Origin of the sequence: Thiomicrospira sp., assembly GCF_036568485.1 — a bacterium.
Taxonomy (GTDB): Bacteria; Pseudomonadota; Gammaproteobacteria; order Thiomicrospirales; family Thiomicrospiraceae; genus Thiomicrospira.
The window spans coordinates 1-24,643 of the sequence record NZ_DATCSL010000077.1 but is presented as its reverse complement, the minus strand read 5'-3'; the positions used below and the strand labels follow the sequence as shown (position 1 = coordinate 24,643).

At 45.3% G+C, this 24,643-nt stretch carries 24 protein-coding genes; 10 read left to right on the top strand and 14 right to left on the bottom strand.

What is annotated here, in order from left to right; all coding sequences use genetic code 11:
- Positions 1 to 36 precede the first annotated feature (36 nt).
- Both lipA and VIM91_RS07755 read left to right on the top strand, forming a co-directional pair.
- Positions 37 to 1,035, top strand: coding sequence for a lipoyl synthase (gene lipA / locus VIM91_RS07760; protein WP_331864250.1), 999 nt, complete (start codon positions 37 to 39; stop codon positions 1,033 to 1,035).
- On the top strand, positions 1,025 to 1,894 hold the full coding sequence (locus VIM91_RS07755; RefSeq protein ID WP_331864249.1) for an Hsp33 family molecular chaperone HslO: 870 nt from the start codon (positions 1,025 to 1,027) through the stop codon (positions 1,892 to 1,894). Before lipA ends, VIM91_RS07755 begins: the two co-directional genes overlap by 11 nt.
- 53 nt (positions 1,895 to 1,947) lie before the next feature.
- On the opposite strand, the gene yaaA is transcribed toward VIM91_RS07755, so the two are convergent.
- The gene (gene yaaA / locus VIM91_RS07750; protein WP_331864248.1) at positions 1,948 to 2,724 is read right to left on the bottom strand and encodes a peroxide stress protein YaaA; all 777 of its coding nucleotides are present in this window, start codon (positions 2,722 to 2,724) and stop codon (positions 1,948 to 1,950) included.
- Between the two features lie 220 nt (positions 2,725 to 2,944).
- On the opposite strand from yaaA, the gene VIM91_RS07745 reads away from it, so the two are divergent.
- Entirely contained in the window at positions 2,945 to 3,697 is a 753-nt protein-coding gene (locus VIM91_RS07745; RefSeq protein ID WP_331864247.1) for a DUF481 domain-containing protein, read from the top strand.
- 26 nt (positions 3,698 to 3,723) lie between these two features.
- On the opposite strand, the gene murU is transcribed toward VIM91_RS07745, so the two are convergent.
- Positions 3,724 to 4,404, bottom strand: a complete 681-nt coding sequence (gene murU, locus VIM91_RS07740; RefSeq protein ID WP_331864246.1) for an N-acetylmuramate alpha-1-phosphate uridylyltransferase MurU — start codon at positions 4,402 to 4,404, stop codon at positions 3,724 to 3,726.
- On the bottom strand, positions 4,404 to 5,414 hold the full coding sequence (locus VIM91_RS07735; RefSeq protein WP_331864245.1) for an aminoglycoside phosphotransferase family protein: 1,011 nt from the start codon (positions 5,412 to 5,414) through the stop codon (positions 4,404 to 4,406). The genes murU and VIM91_RS07735 overlap by 1 nt, the downstream gene beginning before the upstream one ends.
- Before the next feature lie 159 nt (positions 5,415 to 5,573).
- Here VIM91_RS07735 and VIM91_RS07730 point away from each other — a divergent pair, with 159 nt between their 5' ends.
- Genes VIM91_RS07730 through VIM91_RS07705 form a run of 6 tightly spaced genes read left to right on the top strand, consistent with a single transcriptional unit; the run spans position 5,574 to position 12,187 of the window.
- Entirely contained in the window at positions 5,574 to 7,922 is a 2,349-nt protein-coding gene (locus VIM91_RS07730) for an LPS-assembly protein LptD (RefSeq protein ID WP_331864244.1), read from the top strand.
- Between the two features lie 33 nt (positions 7,923 to 7,955).
- The gene (locus VIM91_RS07725) at positions 7,956 to 8,936 is read left to right on the top strand and encodes a peptidylprolyl isomerase (protein ID WP_331864243.1); all 981 of its coding nucleotides are present in this window, start codon (positions 7,956 to 7,958) and stop codon (positions 8,934 to 8,936) included.
- On the top strand, positions 8,936 to 9,928 hold the full coding sequence (pdxA, locus tag VIM91_RS07720; RefSeq protein WP_349257058.1) for a 4-hydroxythreonine-4-phosphate dehydrogenase PdxA: 993 nt from the start codon (positions 8,936 to 8,938) through the stop codon (positions 9,926 to 9,928). Before VIM91_RS07725 ends, pdxA begins: the two co-directional genes overlap by 1 nt.
- Entirely contained in the window at positions 9,921 to 10,736 is an 816-nt protein-coding gene (rsmA, locus tag VIM91_RS07715) for a 16S rRNA (adenine(1518)-N(6)/adenine(1519)-N(6))-dimethyltransferase RsmA (RefSeq protein ID WP_331864241.1), read from the top strand. The genes pdxA and rsmA overlap by 8 nt, the downstream gene beginning before the upstream one ends.
- On the top strand, positions 10,737 to 11,597 hold the full coding sequence (locus VIM91_RS07710) for a symmetrical bis(5'-nucleosyl)-tetraphosphatase (RefSeq protein ID WP_331864240.1): 861 nt from the start codon (positions 10,737 to 10,739) through the stop codon (positions 11,595 to 11,597).
- Complete coding sequence (locus VIM91_RS07705; RefSeq protein ID WP_331864239.1) at positions 11,594 to 12,187, top strand: hypothetical protein; 594 nt, start codon at positions 11,594 to 11,596, stop codon at positions 12,185 to 12,187. Before VIM91_RS07710 ends, VIM91_RS07705 begins: the two co-directional genes overlap by 4 nt.
- A 41-nt stretch (positions 12,188 to 12,228) precedes the next feature.
- Here the strand turns inward: VIM91_RS07705 and trpB are convergent, their stop codons facing one another.
- The 4 genes from trpB to VIM91_RS07685 all read right to left on the bottom strand — a co-directional run bounded on the left by trpB (position 12,229) and on the right by VIM91_RS07685 (position 15,271).
- Positions 12,229 to 13,428 carry a tryptophan synthase subunit beta gene (trpB, locus tag VIM91_RS07700; protein ID WP_331864238.1) on the bottom strand — a complete coding sequence of 400 codons (1,200 nt, stop codon included), beginning with the start codon at positions 13,426 to 13,428 and terminating at the stop codon, positions 12,229 to 12,231.
- 115 nt (positions 13,429 to 13,543) lie between these two features.
- Positions 13,544 to 13,945, bottom strand: a complete 402-nt coding sequence (locus VIM91_RS07695) for a DUF4168 domain-containing protein (protein WP_331864237.1) — start codon at positions 13,943 to 13,945, stop codon at positions 13,544 to 13,546.
- A gap of 147 nt (positions 13,946 to 14,092) precedes the next feature.
- Positions 14,093 to 14,401, bottom strand: a complete 309-nt coding sequence (locus VIM91_RS07690) for a BolA family protein (RefSeq protein ID WP_331864236.1) — start codon at positions 14,399 to 14,401, stop codon at positions 14,093 to 14,095.
- 18 nt (positions 14,402 to 14,419) lie between these two features.
- Positions 14,420 to 15,271 carry an ion transporter gene (locus VIM91_RS07685; protein ID WP_331864235.1) on the bottom strand — a complete coding sequence of 284 codons (852 nt, stop codon included), beginning with the start codon at positions 15,269 to 15,271 and terminating at the stop codon, positions 14,420 to 14,422.
- Positions 15,272 to 15,399: 128 nt separating this feature from the next.
- Here VIM91_RS07685 and VIM91_RS07680 point away from each other — a divergent pair, with 128 nt between their 5' ends.
- The gene (locus tag VIM91_RS07680; protein ID WP_331864234.1) at positions 15,400 to 15,651 is read left to right on the top strand and encodes a 2Fe-2S iron-sulfur cluster binding domain-containing protein; all 252 of its coding nucleotides are present in this window, start codon (positions 15,400 to 15,402) and stop codon (positions 15,649 to 15,651) included.
- Between the two features lie 70 nt (positions 15,652 to 15,721).
- Here VIM91_RS07680 and VIM91_RS07675 read toward each other — a convergent pair whose 3' ends face one another.
- From VIM91_RS07675 to VIM91_RS07645, 7 genes are all read right to left on the bottom strand, one after another.
- Positions 15,722 to 16,690 (bottom strand): phosphate ABC transporter substrate-binding protein PstS family protein, encoded by a 969-nt coding sequence (locus tag VIM91_RS07675; protein ID WP_331864233.1) that lies wholly within the window; start codon positions 16,688 to 16,690, stop codon positions 15,722 to 15,724.
- Between the two features lie 205 nt (positions 16,691 to 16,895).
- Positions 16,896 to 18,233 carry a phosphate regulon sensor histidine kinase PhoR gene (gene phoR / locus VIM91_RS07670; protein ID WP_331864232.1) on the bottom strand — a complete coding sequence of 446 codons (1,338 nt, stop codon included), beginning with the start codon at positions 18,231 to 18,233 and terminating at the stop codon, positions 16,896 to 16,898.
- 22 nt (positions 18,234 to 18,255) lie between these two features.
- Entirely contained in the window at positions 18,256 to 18,951 is a 696-nt protein-coding gene (gene phoB, locus VIM91_RS07665; RefSeq protein ID WP_331864231.1) for a phosphate regulon transcriptional regulator PhoB, read from the bottom strand.
- Between the two features lie 33 nt (positions 18,952 to 18,984).
- Positions 18,985 to 19,722: a phosphate signaling complex protein PhoU gene (phoU, locus tag VIM91_RS07660; protein WP_331864230.1), complete on the bottom strand. Its 738-nt coding sequence runs from the start codon at positions 19,720 to 19,722 to the stop codon at positions 18,985 to 18,987.
- Positions 19,723 to 19,756: 34 nt separating this feature from the next.
- Positions 19,757 to 20,548, bottom strand: coding sequence for a phosphate ABC transporter ATP-binding protein PstB (gene pstB / locus VIM91_RS07655; RefSeq protein ID WP_331864292.1), 792 nt, complete (start codon positions 20,546 to 20,548; stop codon positions 19,757 to 19,759).
- A gap of 118 nt (positions 20,549 to 20,666) precedes the next feature.
- Positions 20,667 to 22,316: a phosphate ABC transporter permease PstA gene (pstA, locus tag VIM91_RS07650; RefSeq protein ID WP_331864229.1), complete on the bottom strand. Its 1,650-nt coding sequence runs from the start codon at positions 22,314 to 22,316 to the stop codon at positions 20,667 to 20,669.
- A 22-nt stretch (positions 22,317 to 22,338) separates the two neighbouring features.
- Positions 22,339 to 24,609 (bottom strand): ABC transporter permease subunit, encoded by a 2,271-nt coding sequence (locus tag VIM91_RS07645; protein ID WP_331864228.1) that lies wholly within the window; start codon positions 24,607 to 24,609, stop codon positions 22,339 to 22,341.
- Positions 24,610 to 24,643 lie beyond the last annotated feature (34 nt).

The following is a 24,643-nucleotide window of genomic DNA, read 5'->3' as shown; positions in this document are numbered from 1 at the left end:
ACCCGATTCGATTAGATCGGTTGTTCTGGTGAAAACATGCAGCAAATACAAGAAATATCCTTGGATCAGATTACTGGTTTAAAAGCGCGTAATGCCGCGATGAGCAAAGGCGAATATAAAACCAAATCACTTAAACACCGCCCCGATCCTGAGCGTGAACGTCTTGCAAAACCCAACTGGATTCGTGCCAAGCTTCCCAAAGCTAAAGATATTCACCGCATCGCTGAACTCAAAAGCATATTACGCGAAAATAAGCTGCATACCGTTTGTGAAGAAGCTTCTTGTCCAAATCTGGGTGAGTGTTTCGGCCACGGCACCGCCACCTTTATGATCATGGGGGACATCTGCACACGTAAATGCCCCTTCTGCGATGTGACCCATGGTCGCCCAAAGCCGCTGGATAGTAATGAACCTATGCACATGGCTAAAACCATTCAAGCGATGCGACTTAAATATGTCGTTATCACCTCAGTGGATCGTGATGATTTGCGCGATGGCGGCGCACAACACTTCCTTGACTGTATCCAAGCTGTGCGCCAGCACGCCCCACAAACCGAAATCGAAACCCTAGTACCGGATTTTCGTGGCCGCTTAAGTGTGGCGCTTGAAACCTTAAGTCTCAGCCCGCCCGACGTATTAAATCACAACCTTGAAACCGTACCGAGCTTATACGAACAAGCTCGCCCAGGGGCGAACTATCAAGCCTCGCTTGATTTGCTGCAACGCTTTAAACAAACCAACCCTCAAGTCAAAACTAAATCCGGTTTAATGGTCGGGTTAGGTGAAAGCTTTGATGAAATGGTTCAGGTGCTAAAAGATCTACGCGCCCACCAAGTTGACATGCTGACGGTCGGCCAATATTTGCAACCGAGCCTCCACCACTTAGCGGTGGAACGTTATTGGACGCCGGACGAATTCAAGCAGCTCGAAACACAGGCTTACGAATTGGGCTTTAGCCATGTGGCTTGCGGCCCGATGGTGCGCTCGTCTTACCATGCCGATTTACAAGCAAAAGGTGAATTCAATGAAGCATGACAGCATAACGCGCTCACAAACAGATGCGATTCAACGCTTTTTATTTCAAGAACACGATATTCGTGGCCAGCATATTCATTTGCACCAGGCCTGGCAGTCAATGCTTGCGGATCGCCATTACCCGCCAGTATTGATTAAACTATTAGGCGAACTCACAGGTTTTGCCGCTTTACTGGCAAACGGTTTAAAACATCCTGGGCGCATTATTTTGCAAGTCCAAGGTCAAGGGCCTGTCAATTTGCTTGTAGTCGAAGTTACGCATGAACTCAAACTCAAAGGGCTCGCTAAAACCAATGCTCCCATTACGGATCAGCTTTCGGCAAATCAACTACTTGGCGAAGGCCAAATACTGGTCACACTCGAAAACAGCTTAACCGATCATTTATATCAGTCTTATGTGCCACGCGAAGGCGAACATTTAATTGAGGCCTTGCAGAACTTTTTAAGCCAATCTGAACAGCTAGACTCAAAGTTATCACTTGAAGTGAGTGAACAGGCGATTGGTGGATTGTACTTGCAAAAAATGCCCCAGACAGATTCACAAGACGAAGATGCGTGGGATCGAATTAGTCACCTGGCAAACACCCTTAAACCTGATGAATTATTAGACCTGGATACCCCTATCCTACTGACACGTTTGTTCCATGAAGAACTCGTTGAGCTTTACGAACCTAAACCCGTTCAATACGAATGCGTGCAAGACCGTCAACGTGTCGCAGCAATGATTCAGTCATTAGGTGAAGAGGAAGCCCGCCAAATTTTAGCGGATGAAGGCGAAATTGTGGTTTTTAACGATATGTGTAACTATCACGAACGTTTTAGTGCAGCTGATATTGATGAGTTGTTTAAGTCCCATTAAACCCAGTAACGCGATGCGTTGCCAGCTATGCACCGGCAACGCTTCAAACTTCATTAGTCTGCCGAGTCTCGCGTAAATACCCAATCTTTTTCCGATGACAGCTGCGGGGCAAATTTATAACCAGCATAGTCAAAATATTTCAAATCTTCCGCATTTTCAAGCTGATGATCAATCGCATAACGCACCATTAAACCCCGCGCCTTTTTAGCGTAAAAACTGATGATTTTATATTCACCCTTTTTTAAATCCTTAAATATAGGCGTCACAACCGGTGCATCTAACAACTTGGGTTTGATCGCTTTAAAATACTCATTCGACGCCAAATTCACCACTGGCTTACCGGCTTGTACAAGCGTTTTATTCAGGGCCTTGGTCAGACTGTCGCCCCAAAAGGCATACAAATCTTTGCCTTGCGGATTCGCCAGCTTAGTCCCCATTTCTAAACGATAAGGTCGCATTAAATCCAAAGGTTTTAACAAGCCATATAAACCCGACAAAATACGCAAGTGGGTTTGAGCATAATCCAAACCTTTTTTATCTAAACTGCCCGCATCCAAGCCTTGATACACATCGCCTTTAAACATAAGCACCGCTTGTTTTGACACGCCATCATTTTCAGTTGGCTTGCACCAGGCCTGGTTGCGATCAAAATTCAATTGCGCTAAATCATCACTAATATGCATCAATTGACTCAATTCATTGGGTTCGAGAGGTTTTACAACTTGCATTAATTCAGCCGATTGGCTTAAAAAATCAGCGTGGGTAAAATTTAGATTGGCTGGTCGAGCGGACTCGTCCAAGGCTTTAGCCGGGGAAATCAACATCAACATCGCTTATCTCCAAGATCTCTATCAAACAGAATAAATTAAATTTAGGCACAAATATTGAGCTCTAAACGGCGCATTTTAGCTTGCAATCGCCTACTTATAATGTGTCCCATTATAGCATCCGACTGGGCCTTACCGATGATTTATAGGGCATCTCAGGCGTTGTGATTTATGGCGAGGTTTGTTAGTCTTATCGACCCATAAAAAAGACAAGGAATAACTTATGCGTTTGGCAATCGGACTCGCCAGTATCATTATTACTCAATCGGCCTTCGCTATCGTGAACATTGAAAATTTAAGAATGGATGAAAGCGAAGCTGGTTGGGGCACCTCTACCACACTGGGTGCCAATGGCAAACGCGGCAATACAGAAGAAGATAACGTATCAATTACAGGTGGTATCCAGCATATTTCTGACAATTTACAAAGACGTGATCTATTGCTCTACGATGCCAGTCAAAGCGAATCCAAAGGCGAAACCTACTCAGAATCTTACTTTGCTCATTATCGACACACAGAGCAACTGACCGATAAGTGGGCTTGGGAAACCTTTTTGCAACATGAAAGTGAACCCTTAAATAACGACAGCTTACGAAATTTAGTGGGCATGAATGGCCGTTATAGGCTAAACGCTTTTCCATTTAACGGATTTGGTGGCATCGGACTTATGTATGAAGAACGCTCGATTGAGCTGTTGGGTGAAAAAGTCGAAGATACGGGAACGCGCTTTAACTTCTATCTTGATTCCAAATATCGTTTAAGTGAGAACACCGACTGGAAAATCAGTCTATATGCACAACCTAAAACCGACGACTTCAGCAATTTGCGTACGGTTACCAGCACCGGTTTAACCACTCGTATTAACCGTGTCTTTGCCTTTACTCTGGATGCCGCCTACACCCACGACTCCGAGCCACTCACCGACCAAGAAAATTACGACTTTTCTTATCGAACCGGGATTAATATCCGTTTCTAAAGCCGTCTAAAGCCACGCGAATTCGGTTATCTACCGACTTCGCGCTTCGCTAGTACAGATTCAATTTGCTCTAAACGCTCAAGCGTACCCACATCACTCCACAAGCCCTGATAAACTTCACCACTGACCAGCCCGGCTTGCATGGCTTCGCGTAAAATTGGCGCCAAAGCTAAACGCTGTGTTGACCTGTTTTTGAATAGATCGGGGTGAATTAAGCTGATACCAGCAAATGTCCAATCGCCCTGAGGTTCAACCTTTCCCTGCTGACTCAGCCCAAAATCGCCTTTTGATTTAAAGGCCGGTGTTGGCACTAAAACCAAGTGTGCCAAGCAACCCGGCGCTAATTGGGTCGGCAAACTGGCAAAATCCATCTCAGTATATACATCGCCATTAATCACTAAAAACGCCTCTTCCCCTAATAAAGGCAACGCATGAATAATGCCGCCAGCTGTCTCAAGCCCGCCTTCTGGTTCGGCTGAATAAACAATAGGCAAACCAAATTGCTCACCTTGCGCAAAGGCCTTTTCAAACTGTTCACCCAACCAGGCATGATTGATAACCAAGCCTTCAACCCTTAAGCGAGCGAGTTTTTCGATATGGTATTGAATCAAAGGTTTGCCCGCAACGGGTATGAGAGGTTTAGGGGTCTGATCGGTTAAAGGGCGTAAGCGCTCACCACGCCCAGCGGCTAAAATCATGGCTTGCATTATTTAACCTCCGCCACTTTAGCACTCACTTTATGAGTCCAGTTGACTAGATCTCGCATCTCACTATAGTGAGACCCTACTTCGGTAATGTAGTTTAGGGTGGCCGGAATGTCGTTTAAATAACCGTCCTTGCCGTCTCTATGGTACAAACGTGCAAAAATACCCGACGCTTTTAGATGACGCTGAATGCCCATTAAATCCATAGACTTAGCAAAACCAGACCATTCGGACTGGCTTAAACGACCAGCTTGGCAAAGCATCAAAAAGTACTGTCTCTGCCACTCTCGCACTTGTTCAGGTGGCCAAACGATATAGCAGTCGCGCAATAATGACACGGCGTCATAAGTTAACGCGCCATGCACCGCATCCTGAAAATCCAAAATCCCCGGATTATGCTGATCAGTTAACATTAAATTGCGACTGTGATAATCGCGGTGCACATAAACCTGAGGTTGAGCCAGCGCAGATTGCACAAGACAATGTTTGACCGACAACCAGGCCTGGTGCTCTAGTTGATTCATGCCTAAATCACAATGACGTTCGCCTAACCAATCGGTAAACAAATCCATTTCACGATTCAGCAAGGCGGCATCATAAGCTGGTAAATGTGTGCTTTTCGCTTGCGTTTGCAACACCACTAAAGCGCGTAAAGCATCGCTGTAATAGGCCTCCGCATTCGATTCGTTTAATACCGATAAATAGGTAGTCGAGCCCAAATCGGTCAACAATAAAAAACCTTGGTTTAAGTCCTGCTCTAACACTCTAGGCACATGCAAACCCAGCGCATCTAATTCGGCCGATACCGCTATAAAAGGCCGACAATCTTCTTGCTGTGGCGGCGCATCCATAATAATGAAGCTTTGCTGATGGCTAGCGTCGTTAAATCGGACACGAAAATAACGCCGAAAGCTGGCATCACTTGAAGCTGGCTTTGGTAAGGATAATTCGCCTTGTTTAAATCGGTTCAAACCCGCTAGCCAGGTTTGCAGTTGTTCAAATCTTAAATCCATAAATTCTGCTTTGTAAATGACAGCGATGATTCGCTAAATAAGCCAAGCAATAAAATACACCTTACAACCTAGCTTTCGGGCTCAATAAAGCCTCTATTAAACGACGAACTCAGGTAGAATAATCGGCTAAGTCGCCAATTAGATAATTTTGCCTTTAGAATGTCAATTTTTTCCAAGTTATCCCTTGTTTGGTTTGCGTTTACCGCAAGCAGTTTGGCCTATTCCCAAACCGCTCAGTTAATGCCAAACCCCGACAATCCTTGTCTACCGGACTGGATTGCCACCCCACAAACCTTGCCGTCACCAGGTTCGTTGACTCAAGTTGAAGGCGACCAACTAATCCAAACTCGGGCCAATCAAATCAGCCTAACGGGGCATGTGCGCCTATCAGAACCAGGCCTGGTAGTGTTAAGTGATCAATTGTTTTATGACCGAGATAAGCAACATATTCGCGCTTTTGGTCAAGTTGAACTGCATCAAAACAACAGCATTTTATTGGGTGACCAAGCCGAATTCAATCAAACCAGCCAAATCGGTTACATCAACCAAGTTCAATATCAACTCTCAGAAAGTCGTGCGCACGGTTCAGCAGAGCGCTTGGACTTTAACCAGGCCAAACGTATCAGCCAGTTAAATCAAGCCAGTTTTACAACCTGCCCTCTCACTGATCCAGCTTGGAATATGCACTTTGGTGAACTAGAAATTAACGACCCCAAGCGCCGTTTGTACGGTTACAACACCTGGTTAGAGTTTAAAGGTGTGCCGGTTTTTTATACGCCCTATATTGATATTCCGTTGGATGATCGCGCCAGCGGGTTTTTATTCCCTTATATTGGCAGCCATAAAACTGCCGCACAAACTCAATCTGAACCGCTCACCGTGGTCGCCGCGCCTTATTACTTTAATATCGCGCCCAATATGGATGACACTTTGAGCTTAATCGGAATCCAAGATCGCGGTCTGGTACTCGACAATGAGTTTCGTTATTTGCAACCTCGCCATAGTGGCGAACTTCAATTTAGCCTACTCAATGACCAACTAACCAGTAGCGAAGGCTTACGCTATGTCGATCGTGCTGGCGACATTATTAGCGAACAACCCATCAGCGAACGTTGGCGCGCCAGCTATTCAGGTCGGCAAAATTGGGGCGCAGGTTTTAGTTCCGCCCTAAATTGGCAAGAAGTCTCCGACCCGGATTTTTATAACGACATTCCACTCTCATTTACCGCCTCCGAGTCTCGTGTTGGCTCACAAACCACCAGCCTTAACCGCAGCGCGCGCCTAAGTTTTAATCGCGGGCCGGTACAGGCTCATATTCAACACTATGGTTACTTACCGCTGCGCAACGGCGAACGTAACTACCTCGAAAAATCGCCAGAAGTCGGATTCAATGTTGGCCAAAGTTTTGGCGCCCTTCGCACCAATCTATATCTAGAAAGCACGGAATTTAAACGTTACAGTGGCTTTAATGACTTTTTTGCTGAGGGTTATGTAAGCGGTCAAATCTCTAACGGTGTAATGGGGCGTCGTAGTTTAGCGATACCAAGCATTCAATACCAATTAAACCGCCCCTATGCACGCCTGCAAGCCCAAGTGCAAGCCAACTACCGTGAATATGATTTAATTAATGCACCTGATGCCGCTTCAACCGATAACAGCGTGATGCAATATGCCTTACGCGGCGGTTTATTTTTTGAACGTGATATAAGCCTGTTCGACAAGGGTTATATTCAAACCCTCGAACCAGAAGTGCAATGGCTATATGTACCCTATGTAGACCAAAGTCATTTACAACTTTTTGATACTGGTCGTACAAGTCTTGATTTTAGCAACCTCTTTCAACTCAATCGTTTTTCCGGTTTTGACCGTATTGGTGACACTCACCAAATCAGTACCGCCCTGACCACCAGATTGCTTAACCAAACAGGTTTACCACTTGCAGATGCGGCCATCGGACAAATTTTTTATTTAACCGATAGAGAAGTCGAACTAACCGGCAATCAAATTCAAGATGCGCCTCGTTCTGACTATTTTATGCGCCTAAGCACCAATCTAAAATCATTTAATTTTGCCTCGACGAGCCAATACGATTACCAAACCACCGAGCTCACACAAATGCAAAACCGATTAAAATGGCAAGCCTTTAACCGTATTGAATTTTTAGCCGTCCACCAAGCGCTTAATCTAAATGCCGACCCGTCTTTAGATGACACAGAAAACATTAGTCGCCGCCAACAAACCCTAGGGGCTGGTTTAGTGCTGGACTTAAGTCGTCAGTGGCAGGTAGCGAGTTACCTCAATTATGATATTCAACAGCAGGTGCGCCGTGAGTTTCTTGGCGGGCTACGTTATGATAGCTGCTGCTGGGCTTCAGAGCTGGTGCTCGAACAGCGTCAATTAGCAGATGGCCGTTATAACGCCTCGGTAAACTTTGTATTCGAACTCAAAGGCCTAAGTACCGTGGGTAGTCGAATGCGTGATACCATTCAAAACACGCTCAACTTTTAATTAAACCTTTAGACAAAAAGAAAGTTATTTATTATGTGGTCAAGACCAACCAAGCCAATCCTTAACAGCCTTGCACTGATTTTCTTGTTAAGTTTTTCAAATCTATTGCAGGCCAACACTTTACTTGACCGAATTGTTGCGGTCGTAAACGACGACATCATTTTATTAAGCGAGTTAAATGAACAAACGGATCAGGCTTTGGCTGAGCTACGTCAACGTCAAATTCAACGGCCAGATATGACGCTTTTACGCGAACGCGTACTCGACAATATTATTATGCAAAAACTCCAGGAACAACGCGCAAAACAGCGTGGTATTTTGGTCTCAGACGAAGAAATCAACGCCCAGCTTAGCCAAATGGCTGAAGCTAACAACTTAACGCTGTTACAACTTCGTGAAACGCTTAATCAACAAATGCCAAATGGCTTCAGTCAGATTCGTCAGCAAATCAGTGATCAAATCTTAATTCAGAAATTGCGCGAAGTTGAAATTATCAGCCAAATCCAGGTGAGTGAAGAAGAAATCAACAACTTCATTCAACGCCGTCAGCTTCAAGAAACGAACGAAGAATTTAAATTGGCACATATCCTCATCACCCGCCCCGACTCTCCAAGTGCTGAACAAAGTCGCGAACTCGAACAGAAGGTCGAGGATATTTACCAACAACTTCAGGATGGCGCCGAATTCGCACAAATGGCGGTTCGCCACTCAGAAGCCAGTCAAGCCTTAAATGGTGGAGACCTCGGCTGGTTAAACCTAGACGAAATGCCGTCATTTTTTATTGATGCCGTAACACCGCTTCAACCCGGCCAAATCAGTCAAATTATCGAAACACCGAGTGGTTACCATATTCTAAAACTCAATGATAAACGTCGTGGTGAAAACCAAGGGCAGGCATTAGAACAAGAGGCCATCCAAGCCATTCGCGGGCGTAAAGCCAACGAAACTTTTGATTTATGGATGCGCCGCTTACGCGATGAAGCCTATGTTGAGAAACGGTTGGAGCAGCTATGATGGATTCACGCATCGTTATAACGTCTGGCGAACCGGCCGGTATTGGGCCGGACTTAGTCATCCAATTAGCGCAACAAAACTGGCCGATCCAACTAGTGGTGATCGCGGATCCAGATTTACTTACAGCACGCGCGCAACTTTTAAAGCTGCCACTCGAAATCTTGCCTTATGAAGTCAATCAGCCCGAACAAATCAGCAGACCCGGTCAACTTTGTGTATTACCTTTAAGCCTTAATACCCCGACGCACGCTGGCGAATTAAACCCAGACAATGCCGACTATGTTATTCGTATGTTAACGCGTGCGACTCAAGGTTGTTTGGACGGAGAGTTTGCCGCAATGGTGACTGGGCCGGTACACAAAGGTGTGATTAACCAGGCTGGCCTAAAATTTAGTGGTCACACTGAATTACTTGCCGAACTGAGTCATACCGAACAGGTGGTGATGATGTTGGCCACCCCAGGTTTACGTGTTGCCCTGGCAACCACCCATTTACCCTTGGCAGACGTGCCCAAAGCCATCACCCAACCTTTATTAGAAAAGGTGATGCGCATCACCTACCAAGCTTTAAAACACCAATTTGGGATTGCATCACCGCGCTTATTTGTCGCTGGTTTAAACCCTCATGCGGGTGAAGACGGCCACATGGGACGCGAAGAAATAGATGTAATCCAACCGGTGATTGACCAGCTAAAACAACACAAGATGGACATTAGCGGCTGCTATCCGGCCGATACCATGTTTACGCCGCACAAAATGGCACAAGCCGATGCCTTCTTAGCCATGTATCACGACCAGGGTTTACCGGTTTTAAAACATGTGGGTTTTGGCAAAGCGGTCAATATTACATTAGGCCTGCCATTTATTCGCACCTCGGTGGATCACGGCACCGCGCTAGATTTAGCCGGCACAGGCCAAGCCGATACTGGCAGCTTCCATTATGCGATTCAAGTCGCGCTCGAAATGTTAGAGGCGCGTCCTAACCATGACTAAGCCTTCCAACCACAAACATAAAAAACAATTTGGCCAAAACTTTCTTAACAATCCAAGCGTGATTGCGCATATTGTGGATGCAATTGCTCCCCGACCGGAACAACACCTAGTCGAAATCGGGCCGGGTGAAGCCGCCTTAACTGAGCCACTATTAGATAGTGTAAATTACCTCGACATTATAGAAATTGACCGCGATTTAATCGGGACGCTGACCCAGCGTTTTAAAGGCCACCCGGCTTTTCACTTGCACAATGCCGATGCTTTGCGTTTTGACTATCGCCAACTTATTAGACAGCCAGGCGATAAACTGCGAATGGTAGGCAACCTCCCCTATAACATTTCCAGCCCGTTAATGTTTCATCTGCTCGAACAGTCTGACATTATTGAAGACATGCATTTCATGTTGCAAAAAGAAGTGGTCGAACGCTTAACAGCCGAACCCGGTTGCAAAGCATTTGGCCGTCTCAGTGTAATGATTCAATACGCTTGCCAAACCGAATATTTATTTACCGTTGGGCCAGAGAACTTTACACCACCGCCTAAAGTAGATTCCGCTATTGTGCGTTTGATCCCCTACGCGGCGCCTCCTTTCAAGGCCGATAATTTCACGGATTTTGCCGCACTGGTTAAACAAGCCTTCAGTCAAAAGCGGAAAACCTTGCGCAACACACTAAAAAACTGGTTAAATAGTGAACAAATCGAACTTTGTCAGATTGACCCAGGTCTCAGAGCCGAAGCTTTATCGGTAGAAGATTTTGTGCGCCTGGCCAACTTATACAGCCAAGTAAAACCTCAAAAGGACGGCTAAGTGGCAACCTACATTATTGGTGATTTACAAGGGTGTTTTGACCCATTACAACGCTTGTTAGAACAAATTAACTACCAACCTAAGCAGGATGAACTTTGGTTTGTGGGTGATATTGTCAATCGAGGTCCTCAGTCGTTGGAGTGTTTACGCTTTGTTAAATCGCTAGGTAAGCGTGGCAAAATGGTATTAGGCAACCACGACTTTCATCTGCTTGCCGCCTCCAGTGGTTTAGAAAAATATCGCGCTAAGTCCGACACATTGGAAGACATTTTCAACGCACCCGATCACGATGAGCTAATTGACTGGTTACGTCAACAACCCCTAATGGTTCGGCACACGACTCAACCGATGGTGATGGTGCACGCCGGCATTCCGCCACAATGGACAATTGACCAAGCCGCTAGCCATGCCGATGAAGTTCACCAAATTATGCGTTCGGATGATTGGCGTGAATTTATCACTCAACATTTGTTTGGCTCAAAAACCAAGGTTTGGCATGATGCACTCAGAGGCTGGGAAAGGTTACGCTATATCGTGAATGCGTTTGCACGCATGCGTTATTGTAATGCGCGAGGCGAGCTCGACTTCGATCTAAAAGGCGCACCCGACAAACACACCCATGCCGAGCACCAGGCCTGGTTCTTGCATACCAACCGCCGTAATAAGGATCACGAAATCTTTTTTGGCCATTGGTCCACCCTCGGTGCCATGGACGCGTATCAAGTGCATGCCACCGATACTGGTTGTTTATGGGGTGGCCAACTCACGGCATTTTGTCTTGAAACTCGAGTTCGCCACACACTTAATTGTGAGCAAATGAGTAAACCTAAAAAACCTAAGGTAACGAAGAAATCCTTATGAGTGAAGCGCCACTAGATCAAACTCCGCCCAGCGAAGATATTCCCAGCGCTCAAACCATGCTGGAAAGATTACATGCCATCAACTTAGAAGACTTTGATCTTAAAAAAGTCGAAGAAGAAATTCGAGGCAACCGGATCTGGATTAACACCTTAACCATTCCGGTTGCGATGCTGAGCTTGCTCGTTTTAACCTTTTTAGGGGCCTGGATCAGTGGCCATTTAATCCTGAGTTTTTTAGTTGCCGCGGGTTTAGTTTTTTTTGTTGGTAAGATGTTTGAAGGCTATGACCGCCAAGTCAAGTGGGATGCACGCCGCGAAACCGAACGCCGAATTGCAGAAACCGAAGGTGAGTTTGGTTTGTTAGTCCATTTCAAACCCTTTTTACCCACACGCTACCGCCATTTAATTCAATCGCTTAAGCGTCGACGTTATCTCTATATTGACCAGTACATTCAAGCCATCAATCTACTACAACGTAAACTAGATCACGATAAGTTTACCCAAGCTTGGCACATTGTTTACCCGCATCTTAAACCCAATACAGATTTGGGTGAGGATGCGGATGAAGCCGAATCGCAAGCCCCTCTCTGACTCGGATGAAGTAGCAGGCCTGGTACTTTCATAAACCTAGCCTAAGACTGGGCAAAACCAAAGTTCTCGGTGACATAATCAATATCTTTGTCGCCACGCCCTGATAAATTAATCAAAATCGTTGAACCTGGATTTTCACGGCCATGACGCATCGCCCAGGCCACCGCATGCGCACTTTCTAATGCCGGGATAATCCCTTCAGAACGTGATAATTCATAAAACGCATCCAAAGTTTCTTGGTCGGTCGCCCCATGATATTGAACACGCCCCGCTACCTTCAAATAGGAATGTTCTGGCCCGACACCCGGATAATCCAAACCAGATGCAATCGAATGCACTGGAGCCGGATTACCTTCCGCGTCCGACAACAACAAACATTTAAAGCCGTGAATCATGCCCGGTTCGCCATAAGTCATAGTCGCTGAGTGTTCACCGAGCTTTGTGCCTTTTCCAAGCGGCTCTACACCGTTTAAACCCACGCCTTGATCTTCAATAAAGCCCGCAAACATGCCCATCGCATTCGAGCCGCCACCTACGCAAGCACCCACTTGATCCGGTAATTCACCCACCAGCTCCAAAAACTGTTCGCGTGACTCGTGACCAACAACTGATTGAAAGTTACGCACCATCATCGGAAACGGATGCGGCCCCACCACCGAACCGATCGCAAACAAAGCCGTGTCAGCTTGTGGTACATAAGATTGAAAAGCCGAATCCACGGCTTCTTTTAAGCTGCGGCCACCAAAACTCACTGGCACCACTTTAGCACCCAGCAACTTCATGCGTGTGACATTAGGGGCTTCTTTGGCAATATCAATTTCCCCCATGTGAATCTCACATTCCATACCAAAATAAGCCGCAGCGGTTGCCAAAGCGACCCCGTGCTGACCGGCGCCTGTTTCGGCAATCAATTTGGTTTTGCCCATATGTTTAGCCAGCAAGGCTTCCGCCATACAATGGTTTAATTTGTGCGCACCTGAGTGGTTTAAGTCTTCACGCTTTAAATAAATATGAGCGCCTACCTGCTTGCTGATATTGTGCGCGTAATAAACCGGGGTAGGACGGCCTTGATAATGTTTTCGAATATATTTCAACTCATTTAAAAAGTCAGCCGAACGCCCTAATGTGAGATAGGCTTTGTTGATTTCCTCGAAGTGAGGCACCAACTCTGGCGGTAAAAACGCGCCCCCAAATTCGCCAAAATAACCTTCCTGATTAGGGTACTGTTTTAAATAAGTCATGTTTGCTTTCCTTTTAACTCTACGCAAAAAAACATTAGCCTACACTTTTTTAGGGTTTCTGAAAACAAAAAAGGGGCCGAAGCCCCTATGCAAAATTCATTTACTTGATTCAAAACTATTCAGACTGTGCGTCTTCAACTTTTTGTTGCACCATCGCCAAAAATTGCTGGTCTTGCTGCATCAACTGAATCATACCTGTGTATTCATCAACACTTAAGCCTTCCGCAGAAATAATATCCGTGGCTTCTTTTTGGAACTTAGCATTCACCTCTTTTAATAATGCATCGTTCACTTCATTTTCTGGACGTTCCGCTAACTCGGCTTGCAAACCTTGTTTTACTTCTTCCACTTTAAGCAATGAAAGTGCAAACTTTTCAACTTTTTCGTTTGAAGGTTTTTGCATCGGCGCCTGTTGCTGCATACCCGCCGGCGCCTGCTGCTGAGGTTGAGCCATCAAGGCACTTGAGGTAAATACCGATGAGGTTAAAACGATAGTTGACATGAATAACTTAAACATATTTCTCCTTTACAGGTTGTTGGCCTTTTTCAAGGTTCGAAGCTATTCAAACATAGCGCCAACTACAAGGTCAAACTAACCTAACAAGGTCGGAGAAATATTTAAGCTTGATAAACCCCTGCAATTTACACATTTCACGCGCCAATTTTAGGTCTTATTTTGCCCCGCACACAATGGCGAATCCGGTACAGCTCCACCCTGTTGTTTCCACTCCTCTAAAGTATAAGTATGCAGCGCCAACGCGTGGATTTGCGCCATTTGTTTTGCCAGTGTTTTATAGACCATTTGATGACGTTTGACACGACTGATATTGGCAAAATCATCCGACACTAAGACCAACTTGTAATGTGACTCCGTAGCTGGGCCAGCGTGCATATTACTTTCATTTTTAATGTCCATAATCCAGACCGAAAAAGCCTGTTGAATCGCGTCTTCAATTTGTTGTTGCATGCTCATACGCGCACTCCTCGTCATTTATTGGTTTTTAGGATTGGACTGAGTAAGCAATTGATCCAATTTACGATGTAAGTCCGCTACCTCATTATGCAACTGATCAATGCTCTTGGCTTCATTATCCAAACTCTCGTGTAAACCTTCATCCAAACTTTTGCGATGCTCTTCATCCAACACTGACACCACTATCCCAATCATCATATTTAAGAAAATAAAAGTCGACATAAAGATAAAGGTTAAATAATAAATCCAACTGAAAGCATACACCTCCATGGTCTCATACATCACATCCGTCCAGTCTTCGAAAGTGGCGACACGGAAAAGCGTTAACAGAGCCGCGCTTAAATCGCCCCATAAAAACTCATTTATCGGTGCAAAGAGGAAACTGCCCACCACTGCGTAAAGGTAGAAAATCACAAACATTAATAACGCCACATAACCAATACGCGGAATCGCGATTAATAAAGCCGTCACGAGCACACGCATTTCGGGAATAAACGAAATCAAACGTAAAACACGGAACAAACGCAACATACGCGCTAATAACGCATATTGCGAGTCATCAACCGGAATTAAACTGACCACCACAATGGTGAAGTCAAAAATATTCCAGCCTTTTTTAAAGAAATCCCAAAAACGCGGTTCAGCCGCCATACGCACTAATATTTCTAATAGAAAGAATAAAGTCACGCCCACATCTAATATCGCCAGTACACTCAGTAAATTTGGCGAAATATCGTAGGTTTTAGCGCCAATCACAATCGAAGACAACACAATTACCGAAATAACAAACCATTCAAAGGCTTTGTTATCACGAATTTGCATAAATTTAACTTGTAACGCTTGCCAAGAATTTAATACTGAAGTTTGCATGCTGATTTTCTCAAAATAAAGGTCGCGCTATTGTACTCAATCCGCACAAATCACAAGCAACCGAATGATTAAATAAATAAATTTTTGCTAGAATATGGCTTTATTTATGACTTTCAAGAGGAAACATCATGGCAACCATTACTGTAATCGGCCAAGGCACCTGCGAATTTGACGGCGAATTCTCTTTATTAGAAGCGTTAGACGAACAAGGCTTTGATATGCCCTATAGCTGCCGTGGTGGAAATTGTGGCGCGTGTGAAGTGAAATTAGTTTCGGGCGATGTCGAATATATTCAAACACCCGCTTACGATTGCGATAAAGGCTATGTGTTGACCTGTAGTGTGATTCCGACCAGCGATATTGAAATCGAAATTCCTTAACGGCTTTTCACACTTAACATTCAGACATAAAAAACCCAGCTTAAGCTGGGTTTTTTTGGATTAACTCAGCTTATTTAAGCTTAGCTAACTCACGTGCTGCAACCTTAGCTGGTAATGGAACATAACCATCTTTATGAACCACTTCCTGACCTTCTTTTGATAGAACCATGGTCATGAATTCTTTCACAACTGGGTCTAACTGCTGGTTAGGTGCTTTGTTTACATAGATGTAAAGCAAACGTGACAATGGGAACTTACCTGATACCGCATTTTCTGGGTTAGCATCATAATAAGTTTCACCGGCTTTCTTAGCCAACGGAACCGTTTTTACACCGGCAGTTTTATAACCTAGGCCTGAATAACCAATACCATTGATTGAAGCTGATACACCCTGTACTACAGAAGCCGAACCTGGCTGTTCGTTCACAGAGTTTTTGTAATCGCCTTTACACAAAGCGTTTTTCTTGAAGTAGCCATAAGTACCTGATACAGAGTTACGACCGTACATTTGGATTGAACGGTTGGCCCATTCACCTTTCAGGCCAGTTTGACCCCAAGTGGTGATATCTTCTTTCGCACCACACTGACGAGTTGATGAGAAAATCGCATCAACTTCTTGCATAGTCAAACCTTTAATGGGGTTGTCTTTATGCACATACACCGCCAAAGCATCAATCGCGACACCAATTTGAGTTGGCTTGTAACCGTATTTTTTCTCAAACGCGGCAATTTCACCTGACTTCATCGCACGGCTCATTGGGCCAGCTTGTGACGTACCTTCAGTTAATGCGGGTGGCGCAGTAGAAGAACCCGCTGATTGAACCTGTAGGTTCACATTAGGATAATGACGTTTAAATTCTTCTGTCCACAAGGTCATCATGTTCGCCAAAGTATCTGAACCAACTGATGAAAAGTTACCTGAAATACCAGATACAGACTTATAAGATGGTAAAGATGAATCCACTTGCGCCATAGCTGGTTGTACCGCTAATGTTGCAGCAGCAAAACCCATTGCTGCGATTAATTTACGATTTAACATGTGTATAAAGCTCCTTAGGAGAGTTAAAAGTGTTGTAAGACTCATGAGCTATTGTGGCGGCTTTAGGTAACAGCTTAATGAATGAAGCATGACAGTTTTGTTACAGTGCAAACAAACAGACGATAGTAGGAAAAATATGCGGATCTGTGAGTTAAAAATGATGTTTGAAGCAAGCACCAGGCCTGGTGCTTTGGCGGTTGTCGAACTAAGCTTCCACTTCCTCGGCCGGTAAGCCAAGTGATAAAGGAAACTCACATCGAAAGGTCGAGCCCACCTTTAACCGACTCAGCACCACAAGCTTAGCGCGATGTCGTTCTAAAATATGTTTTACAATCGCCAAACCTAACCCTGTACCGCCGGTACTGCGTGAACGCGCGGTATCTACCCTGTAAAAACGTTCGGTTAAACGTGGAATGTGCTCACGCGCGATACCGATACCAGTGTCTTTAACCTCATACACCAACGCCTTGTCGTTTTTATACCAACGCACGTTAATTCGCCCACCCTTGGGCGTATATCGAATCGCGTTTGACACCAGGTTAGTAAACACACTGCGCAACGGCTCACCCATTCCCATTAAGCCAAAATCGGTTTCCAGACTAAAACTAATTTCGTGCTGACCGTCACTCAACTGCAGCGCATCCTGTTGCAACTTGGTTAACATCGCTCGCACATTCACTGGCCCTGCGACCACATTTAAGTTGTCCGACTCCATGCTCGATAGGGTTAACAAATCACCAATAATATTTTGCATACGCAAAGATTGCGTGTGCATTTGATTTAGCGGCGCTTGCCAAACCTGCGGGATCGAGTCTGGCGCGTCCAGCATCAATTCCAAATAGCCATTTAACACGGTTAAAGGCGTGCGTAACTCATGCGAGGCATTGGCAACAAAATCCCGTCGAATTTGTGACAAATTGTGGGCGTCGGTAATATCGCGAATAATCAATAAATAATGCTTTTCAAAATAAGGCACGATTTGTGCACTTAACCGGCGGGTGCTTTCGGCGCTCGCGTAAAACTCGACCGTCTCGTCAAACTCACCCGACTCTAGGTAGCTCAACATTTCAGGTTGACGCATTAAATTGGTAATTTTTTGGCCAACATCGGTTTGGCGTAAACCCAATAAGTTTTCGGCACTTTGGTTAACCCATTCAATCCGAAACTTACGTGTTAACGAAATATGCATGTCTGGCAATAAATCCATCGCCTGTTGAACTTGCTGGGTTTCCGACCTTAAGCGTTTGATATGACGTTTATCTTGATAAAGTTTTTCAAAATAGGCTTCATACACTTCACCCCAAATACCAAAAGGCGCCCGAATCGGTCGCGCTTCTTGACTGCGAATTAAGCTGACGAAGCGCCAGAAATAATACAGGTTTCGCACAATATAAATGGTGAAAGCTAATAGAATCGACACAACCCAAAGCTGGGTCGCCAGGCCGAGAAGCACGGCCAAGGTAATTAAGCTGGCAATGCCCACCAGCTCTTCAAACAAGCGTGTGGATTGTTCAAGTGAAAGAACAGGCTTAAGACTTAACATGGTGCGTTACCACCAGGCCTGGTTAGTGCGGCTCAGAGAATCGATAACCGGCTCCCCGAATGGTTTGAATATAATCTTGCGAACCAGTGGGCTCTAATAAACGACGTAAGCGACGAATATGCACATCGACTGTGCGCTCTTCCACCACCACGCTTTCACCCCAAACCCGATCAAGTAACTGAGTGCGTGAATAAACGCGGTTGGGATGCGTCATAAAAAACTGGATTAAACGAAACTCGGTCGGCCCGAGCTTAACTTCCTGTTCATCCACCCAAAAGCGATAACTGCTTAAATCCAGTTTTAAGTTACCTTGTTTTAACACATCGGTGCTTAAGGCTTCTGGGTCTTTGCGGCGCAACAAGGCTTTAATACGTGCAACTAACGCGCGTGGCGAAAAAGGTTTGACTACATAATCGTCCGCACCCGCATCAAAGCCTGTCACTTGATCCGACTCTTCGCCACGTGCTGTTAACATAATAATTGGCAGACTGCGGGTTTGATCATTCTGACGAATACGTTGCGCCAAACTCACACCCGTTACGCCCGGCAACATCCAATCTAACACTAACAAGTCGGGTTGATGTTCTAAAATCATCTTCCAGCCTTGTTCGGCATTGGGTGCTTCCAAAACCTCAAACTCAGCGGCATTCAGCGTAAAGTTGAGCATATCGCGAATCGCCGATTCGTCTTCAACCACTAGTATTTTTGCTAGAGCCATTCGGTTCCCTTTTTTCAAACTTTACCAACCGCGTTAAGAACGAGTTAACTCGTTTAACATCTCCGCCATGCGCTCAGAATCCATATTACGGAGTTCTTTGCCGTTTACCAGGTAAACAATAATTTCGGCAATATTACAGGCATGGTCGGTAATGCGTTCACTGGCTTTCAAAGCATAAATCAATTCCAATAAACACTCAATATCGCTTTCGCTGTCTTTAAAGCGCTCGGTGACTTCTTTAACGGCGCGTTTGTAGATGACATCGACTTTTTCTTCTTCTTGAATAATCGCAGCACAGCTCGGTAAATCTAAGCGCGAAAAGGCATTTAACGCGTCTTTTAACATATCCGTGCCATGCGCTGAAATTTCAATCAGTTCCTTGTAACCTTGCAAGTTTAGACAGGCATCTGATCCGATTTTATCTAAATGCACCACCAGTTTGGCGATCTTAACCACCTCGTCGCCCATGCGCTCTAAATCCAATGCAATCCGAATCGCTGAAATCACCAAACGTAAATCCGACGCAGTTGGCTGTTGACGAGCTAACACACGAGCGCAAAGTCGATCGATTTCAATTTCTTCACGATTAATAAACTTATCCAGTTGAATCACTTCTTTCGCTAACCCAACATCGGCATTTTGTACCGCGATCACCGCCGACGATAGTTGTTTTTCAACCATGCCGCCCATTTCAAGTACCAAATTAAACAAATCTTCTAAATACTGGTTATAGCTGGCGGACACATGCGTTCCAAATTCTTTACGTTCCATGTTTCTGATCCTTTTTGTTCTGATTAGACGTGTCTTAACCGTAACGTCCAGTAATATAATCTTCGGTTCGTTTAACTTGCGGGTTGGTAAACAATGAATCTGTATCGCTATACTCGATCAGCTCACCCATATACATAAAGGCCGTGTAATCCGACACACGTGCCGCTTGTTGCATATTGTGCGTCACAATTAAAATGGTAAAGTCTTTCTTCAACTCAAAGATCAATTCCTCAATCGCCAAAGTCGAAATCGGGTCTAATGCGGAAGTCGGTTCATCTAATAACAACACTTCCGGCTGCACGGCAATCGCACGCGCAATACATAAACGCTGTTGCTGACCGCCGGATAAACCAAGCGCATTATCGTTTAAACGATCCTTAGCTTCCTTCCATAAGCCCGCCCCTTTTAGGGCCCACTCAACCGTGTCATCTAAGGTTTTTTTATCATTCACCCCTTGCAGTCTTAAACCATAAGCCACGTTTTCATAAATCGACTTAGGAAACGGGTTGGGTTTTTGGAACACCATACCAATACGACGGCGGATTTCGGCCACATCCAATTCTTTGGCATACATGTCCTGGCCGTGCAAATGCATTTTGCCCTCAACGCTGACGCTATCAATCAGATCGTTCATGCGGTTAAAACAACGCAACAATGTTGATTTACCGCAACCTGATGGGCCGATAAAGGCGGTCACTCGATTTTCGGGCAAATCCATATTAATATTGTTTAATGCCTGAGATTTTCCGTAAAACAAGTTCCAATCGCGCACTTCAATCGCCACCTTCTCTTGCTCTAACGACAGGCCGCGATGATCGTGTCCCATTGCTAGACTAATCGTTTTTTCGCTCATGGTTTAATCCTTTTATAACTGAATTCGTGCTTAGTATTCACTAAGGTTTTCTGGTTTAAGCAGAACCACCAGGCCTGCTGGTTGTATGCCATTAATTGTCTAATGCTTTATATTTTTCACGCAGACGATTTCGGATTGAAATCGCGCCTAAATTCAGTGACACAATCACCAGTACCAACAACAAAGACGTCGCATAAACTAACGGCTGAGAAGCCTCAACATTGGGACTTTGGAAGCCGACATCATAAATATGGAAACCGAGGTGCATGAACTTTTGATCCAAATGCACAAACGGCGCATTTAAGCTCACAGGTAGTTCCGACACCAATTTAACCACCCCTACTAGCATCAAAGGTGCAACTTCACCGGCGGCGCGCGCAATGGCTAAAATCAGGCCGGTCATAATCGCGGGCATAGTCAAAGGCAACACGATACGCATAATCACTTCGGCACGCGTCGCCCCCAATGCCAAACCGCCTTCTCGCAGAGCACGTGGCACACGTGATAAACCTTCTTCCGTCGATACAATCACAACCGGCAAGGTTAGTAACGCCATAGTCAAGGCCGCCCACAGCAGACCAGGGGTGCCAAAAGTTGGCGTGGGTAAGGCGTAACTGTAAAACAGTTGGTCAATTGAATGCCCCAACACGTAAACAAAAAAGCCCAAACCAAAAATACCAAATACGATCGAAGGAACACCAGCTAAGTTGTTAATCGAAATTCGTACTAGGCGTAACAACCAGCCTTCACGAGCATATTCACGCATATAAATGGCGGCAATCACACCCATCGGCATAACAAACAAAGTCATTAATACCACCATGGTTAAGGTACCGACAATCGCTGGGAATACCCCCCCCTCCGTATTGGCTTCGCGTGGATTATCGAATAAGAAATGGCCAATCGAACCAAAGAAAAACCCGAGTTTCTGATCATAACGCATTTCATTTGGTTGCCAAGCACGCACCATGTTTTTGATCGGCACTTGTACTTGTTTGCCACCCGAGACCAGAATCGTGGCTTCACCCTGCTGGTTTAACGCCACATACATCTGATCCAAGCCCGCTTTTAGGGTTTGATATTGCGCTTCAAGTTCGGCTTTTTTCTGCTCAATACGCTGGGCATCCGCTTGCGTGAACTTGTTGGCCATTTCTAACTTACGTTGTTCATAGCGCAAAGATTGCAGTTGGTGGTTAATCGCCCCTACATCAACTTTTTCGATCTTATTAATCTCAGAGCGTAGCTTTTCCGAAGCCGCAATCAACTTGGTCAGCGCCTGCTCTACACCTTGACCCTGTGCGACGATTTCACCGTTTTTGCTAATCGATTCGACATAACCATAAAGGTTGCCCCACTCATGACGCTCAATCACCGAGATACCCGGTGCGATAGACCAGGCCTGGTCCTTCACATCTTTTTCACTAATCCAACGGAAGTCCAAACCATATAAGTCACGATTGCCGGTTTTAATAAGCAATTGCGGCTCTTTAATTTGATAGCCCGGTTTTTCTGGGTTATCAAACTCTTTAATGCGCGTGTTATGAATTTCACCCGTCACCACTTCGGATGCGGATTGAGTCGTACTCACCATTTCAAAGTTATAGACTTCATGTGGCCAAAAATGACTTAAACCGCGAACCGCAATCAGCATTAATAAGCCAAACACCAGCACCACAGCGACACTGACCGCTGACGCACTGAACCAAACCCAGTGTTCACCTTTGTTAAACCATGCTTTCATCAGAATCTATCCTTTATAAAACTTATAGTGAGCCGTATTTACGGCGCATTCTCTGACGCACCACTTCTGCTAGGGTGTTAAAGAAGAAGGTGAAAATAAACAGCACCAGGCCTGCTAAAAACAGCACTCTATAATGAGTACTATCCACTTCGGTTTCACCCATTTCAACCGCTAAGTTGGCTGACAAGGTGCGCATCCCTTCAAATAAATTGACATCCATTAATGGCGTATTACCCGACGCCATTAACACAATCATGGTTTCGCCCACGCCACGTCCAAAACCCAGCATAATGGCGGAGAAAATACCTGGGCTGGCGGTCGGTAACACCACCCCCGTTAAGGTTTGCCAACCGCTTGCACCTAGCGCATAAGAACCATTTACCAAGTAAGACGGCACACTATAAATCGCGTCTTCTGCAACGGAAAAGATGGTAGGGATTAAGGCAAAGCCCATCGCAAAACCGATCACCATCGCATTACGCTGATCAAAATCTATGCCGGCACTTTCGGTTAACCAACTGCGCATATCACCATTAAAAAACGCCGCTTCCAAAGGACTACTTAAAGACAAAGAGAGCCAACCTAGAAAGGCGATAACCGGCAACATTAAGATCGCTCTGCGCCCAACCGGAACACTTAGCTGCCATTTTTCAGGTAAGCGTGACCAGAGCAAGCCGAAGGCAATAATCCCCAGCGGGACAATGACGACAATCGCAAAGAACCCCGGTAAATTGGCTTCCATATAAGGTGCCAACCAAAGCCCCGCCAAAAAGCCCAAAATAACAGTCGGTAAGGCTTCGATAAGTTCAACCGATGGCTTAATCCATTGACGGGTTTTCTTATCCATAAAAAACGCGGTATACATCGCCGCAAAAATCGCAATTGGTACCGCAAACAACATCGAATAAAGCGCCGCTTTAATCGTGCCGAAAGTTAAAGGCGTTAAGGAAAACTTAGGCTCAAAATCACTCGTACCAGAAGACGATTGCCAAGTGTGTGTAGGCTCTTCGTAGCCCTCATACCAGACTTTCGACCAGATACTTTCCATAGATACTTCAGGGTGATTATTTTTAATATCGTATACCACCAATTCACCCGCCGCGGTTTCTACCACTGCGCCATTTGCGCGAGGCGAAATTCGAATCATGGTTAAAGGATCGTCCGCTACCTGCATAGAGCGCAAGTGTCGGTGCGCGGTTGAGTGGTATAAATTGAAAGTACCGGATTCATCGCCCACCGCAAAACCTTTACGAGCGTCTTCAATACCGATACTTACAATGGGTGACTCGCCACGTTGAAATTCACGAATTTGTTTGATCGAGAAATCGTTATTTTCATCACGCACTGGAAACCATTGCAAAATACGACCTTGGCTGGTGCCAAACATCATGGAGTAATTGCCAGTTAAAAAACGAGCCGCTGTAATGGTTTCACCAGGCCTGGTGATCTCAAACGCCTGAATTCTGGTTGGGTTTTGGATATCCGCAATACTGTAGTATTCCGCATGCCCTTGGTTCGATACCAGCACCAAATCTCGCATGCGCCCACCGAGTAAAATGTGGTCTGCATCAAAATCGAGCGCAACATTCGACTGGCCTTCGTCTTCCAGCTCAGTGGTTTCGGTTAGAAACGAACTGGTTTTGCTATAGGTACGAATCGACACGGTTTTTGTGTGCTCAGGTTTTGCCACTAACATCATACGGCTTTCACTATCACGCACCGCTAACTGACTAACAGGCTCATCCAACAACTTAACTGGCTCATCGCCAAACGGCCACTCCAACACGGGCGTAATCGTGCGCACATCGTTTGGATAGGTCACTTGCATTTTAATCTGACCCACCAATACCTGGCCGTTTGATAACCCATAAGCAAACACGTTATTAGGTTCATTGGCAATCGTAAAACTGGTGACTTTCGCACCACCACTTGGCACCTGCTGATCTAATAACGTCTCGCCGTTACGCAGATTAATTCCAAGTATGCGTCCAGATTCAGTTAAGCGTACCGCCACTTCTTTATAGTCATCCACCGCATAATAAACACTGCGATCCTCGACTCCACCAGGTAATGCAAAGGCGTTGCGCTTTTCCATAGTTGCTGGCACAAACATCGGCAACACCACATACAACAAGAAAAACATAATTAAGAAAACAGCGAAAATAATGCCCACACCACCAACACTAATACCATATTTGGCAGTATGATCTTTTAGTCGGCGTCGCATCATGCGCTTTTTAAAGGTAGGGCCACTCAGCGTTTGCTGTAATGCTTGCTTAGTCTGTGCGCTCATATAAAATTACCTTGCTGGATTCATTCGATTTATA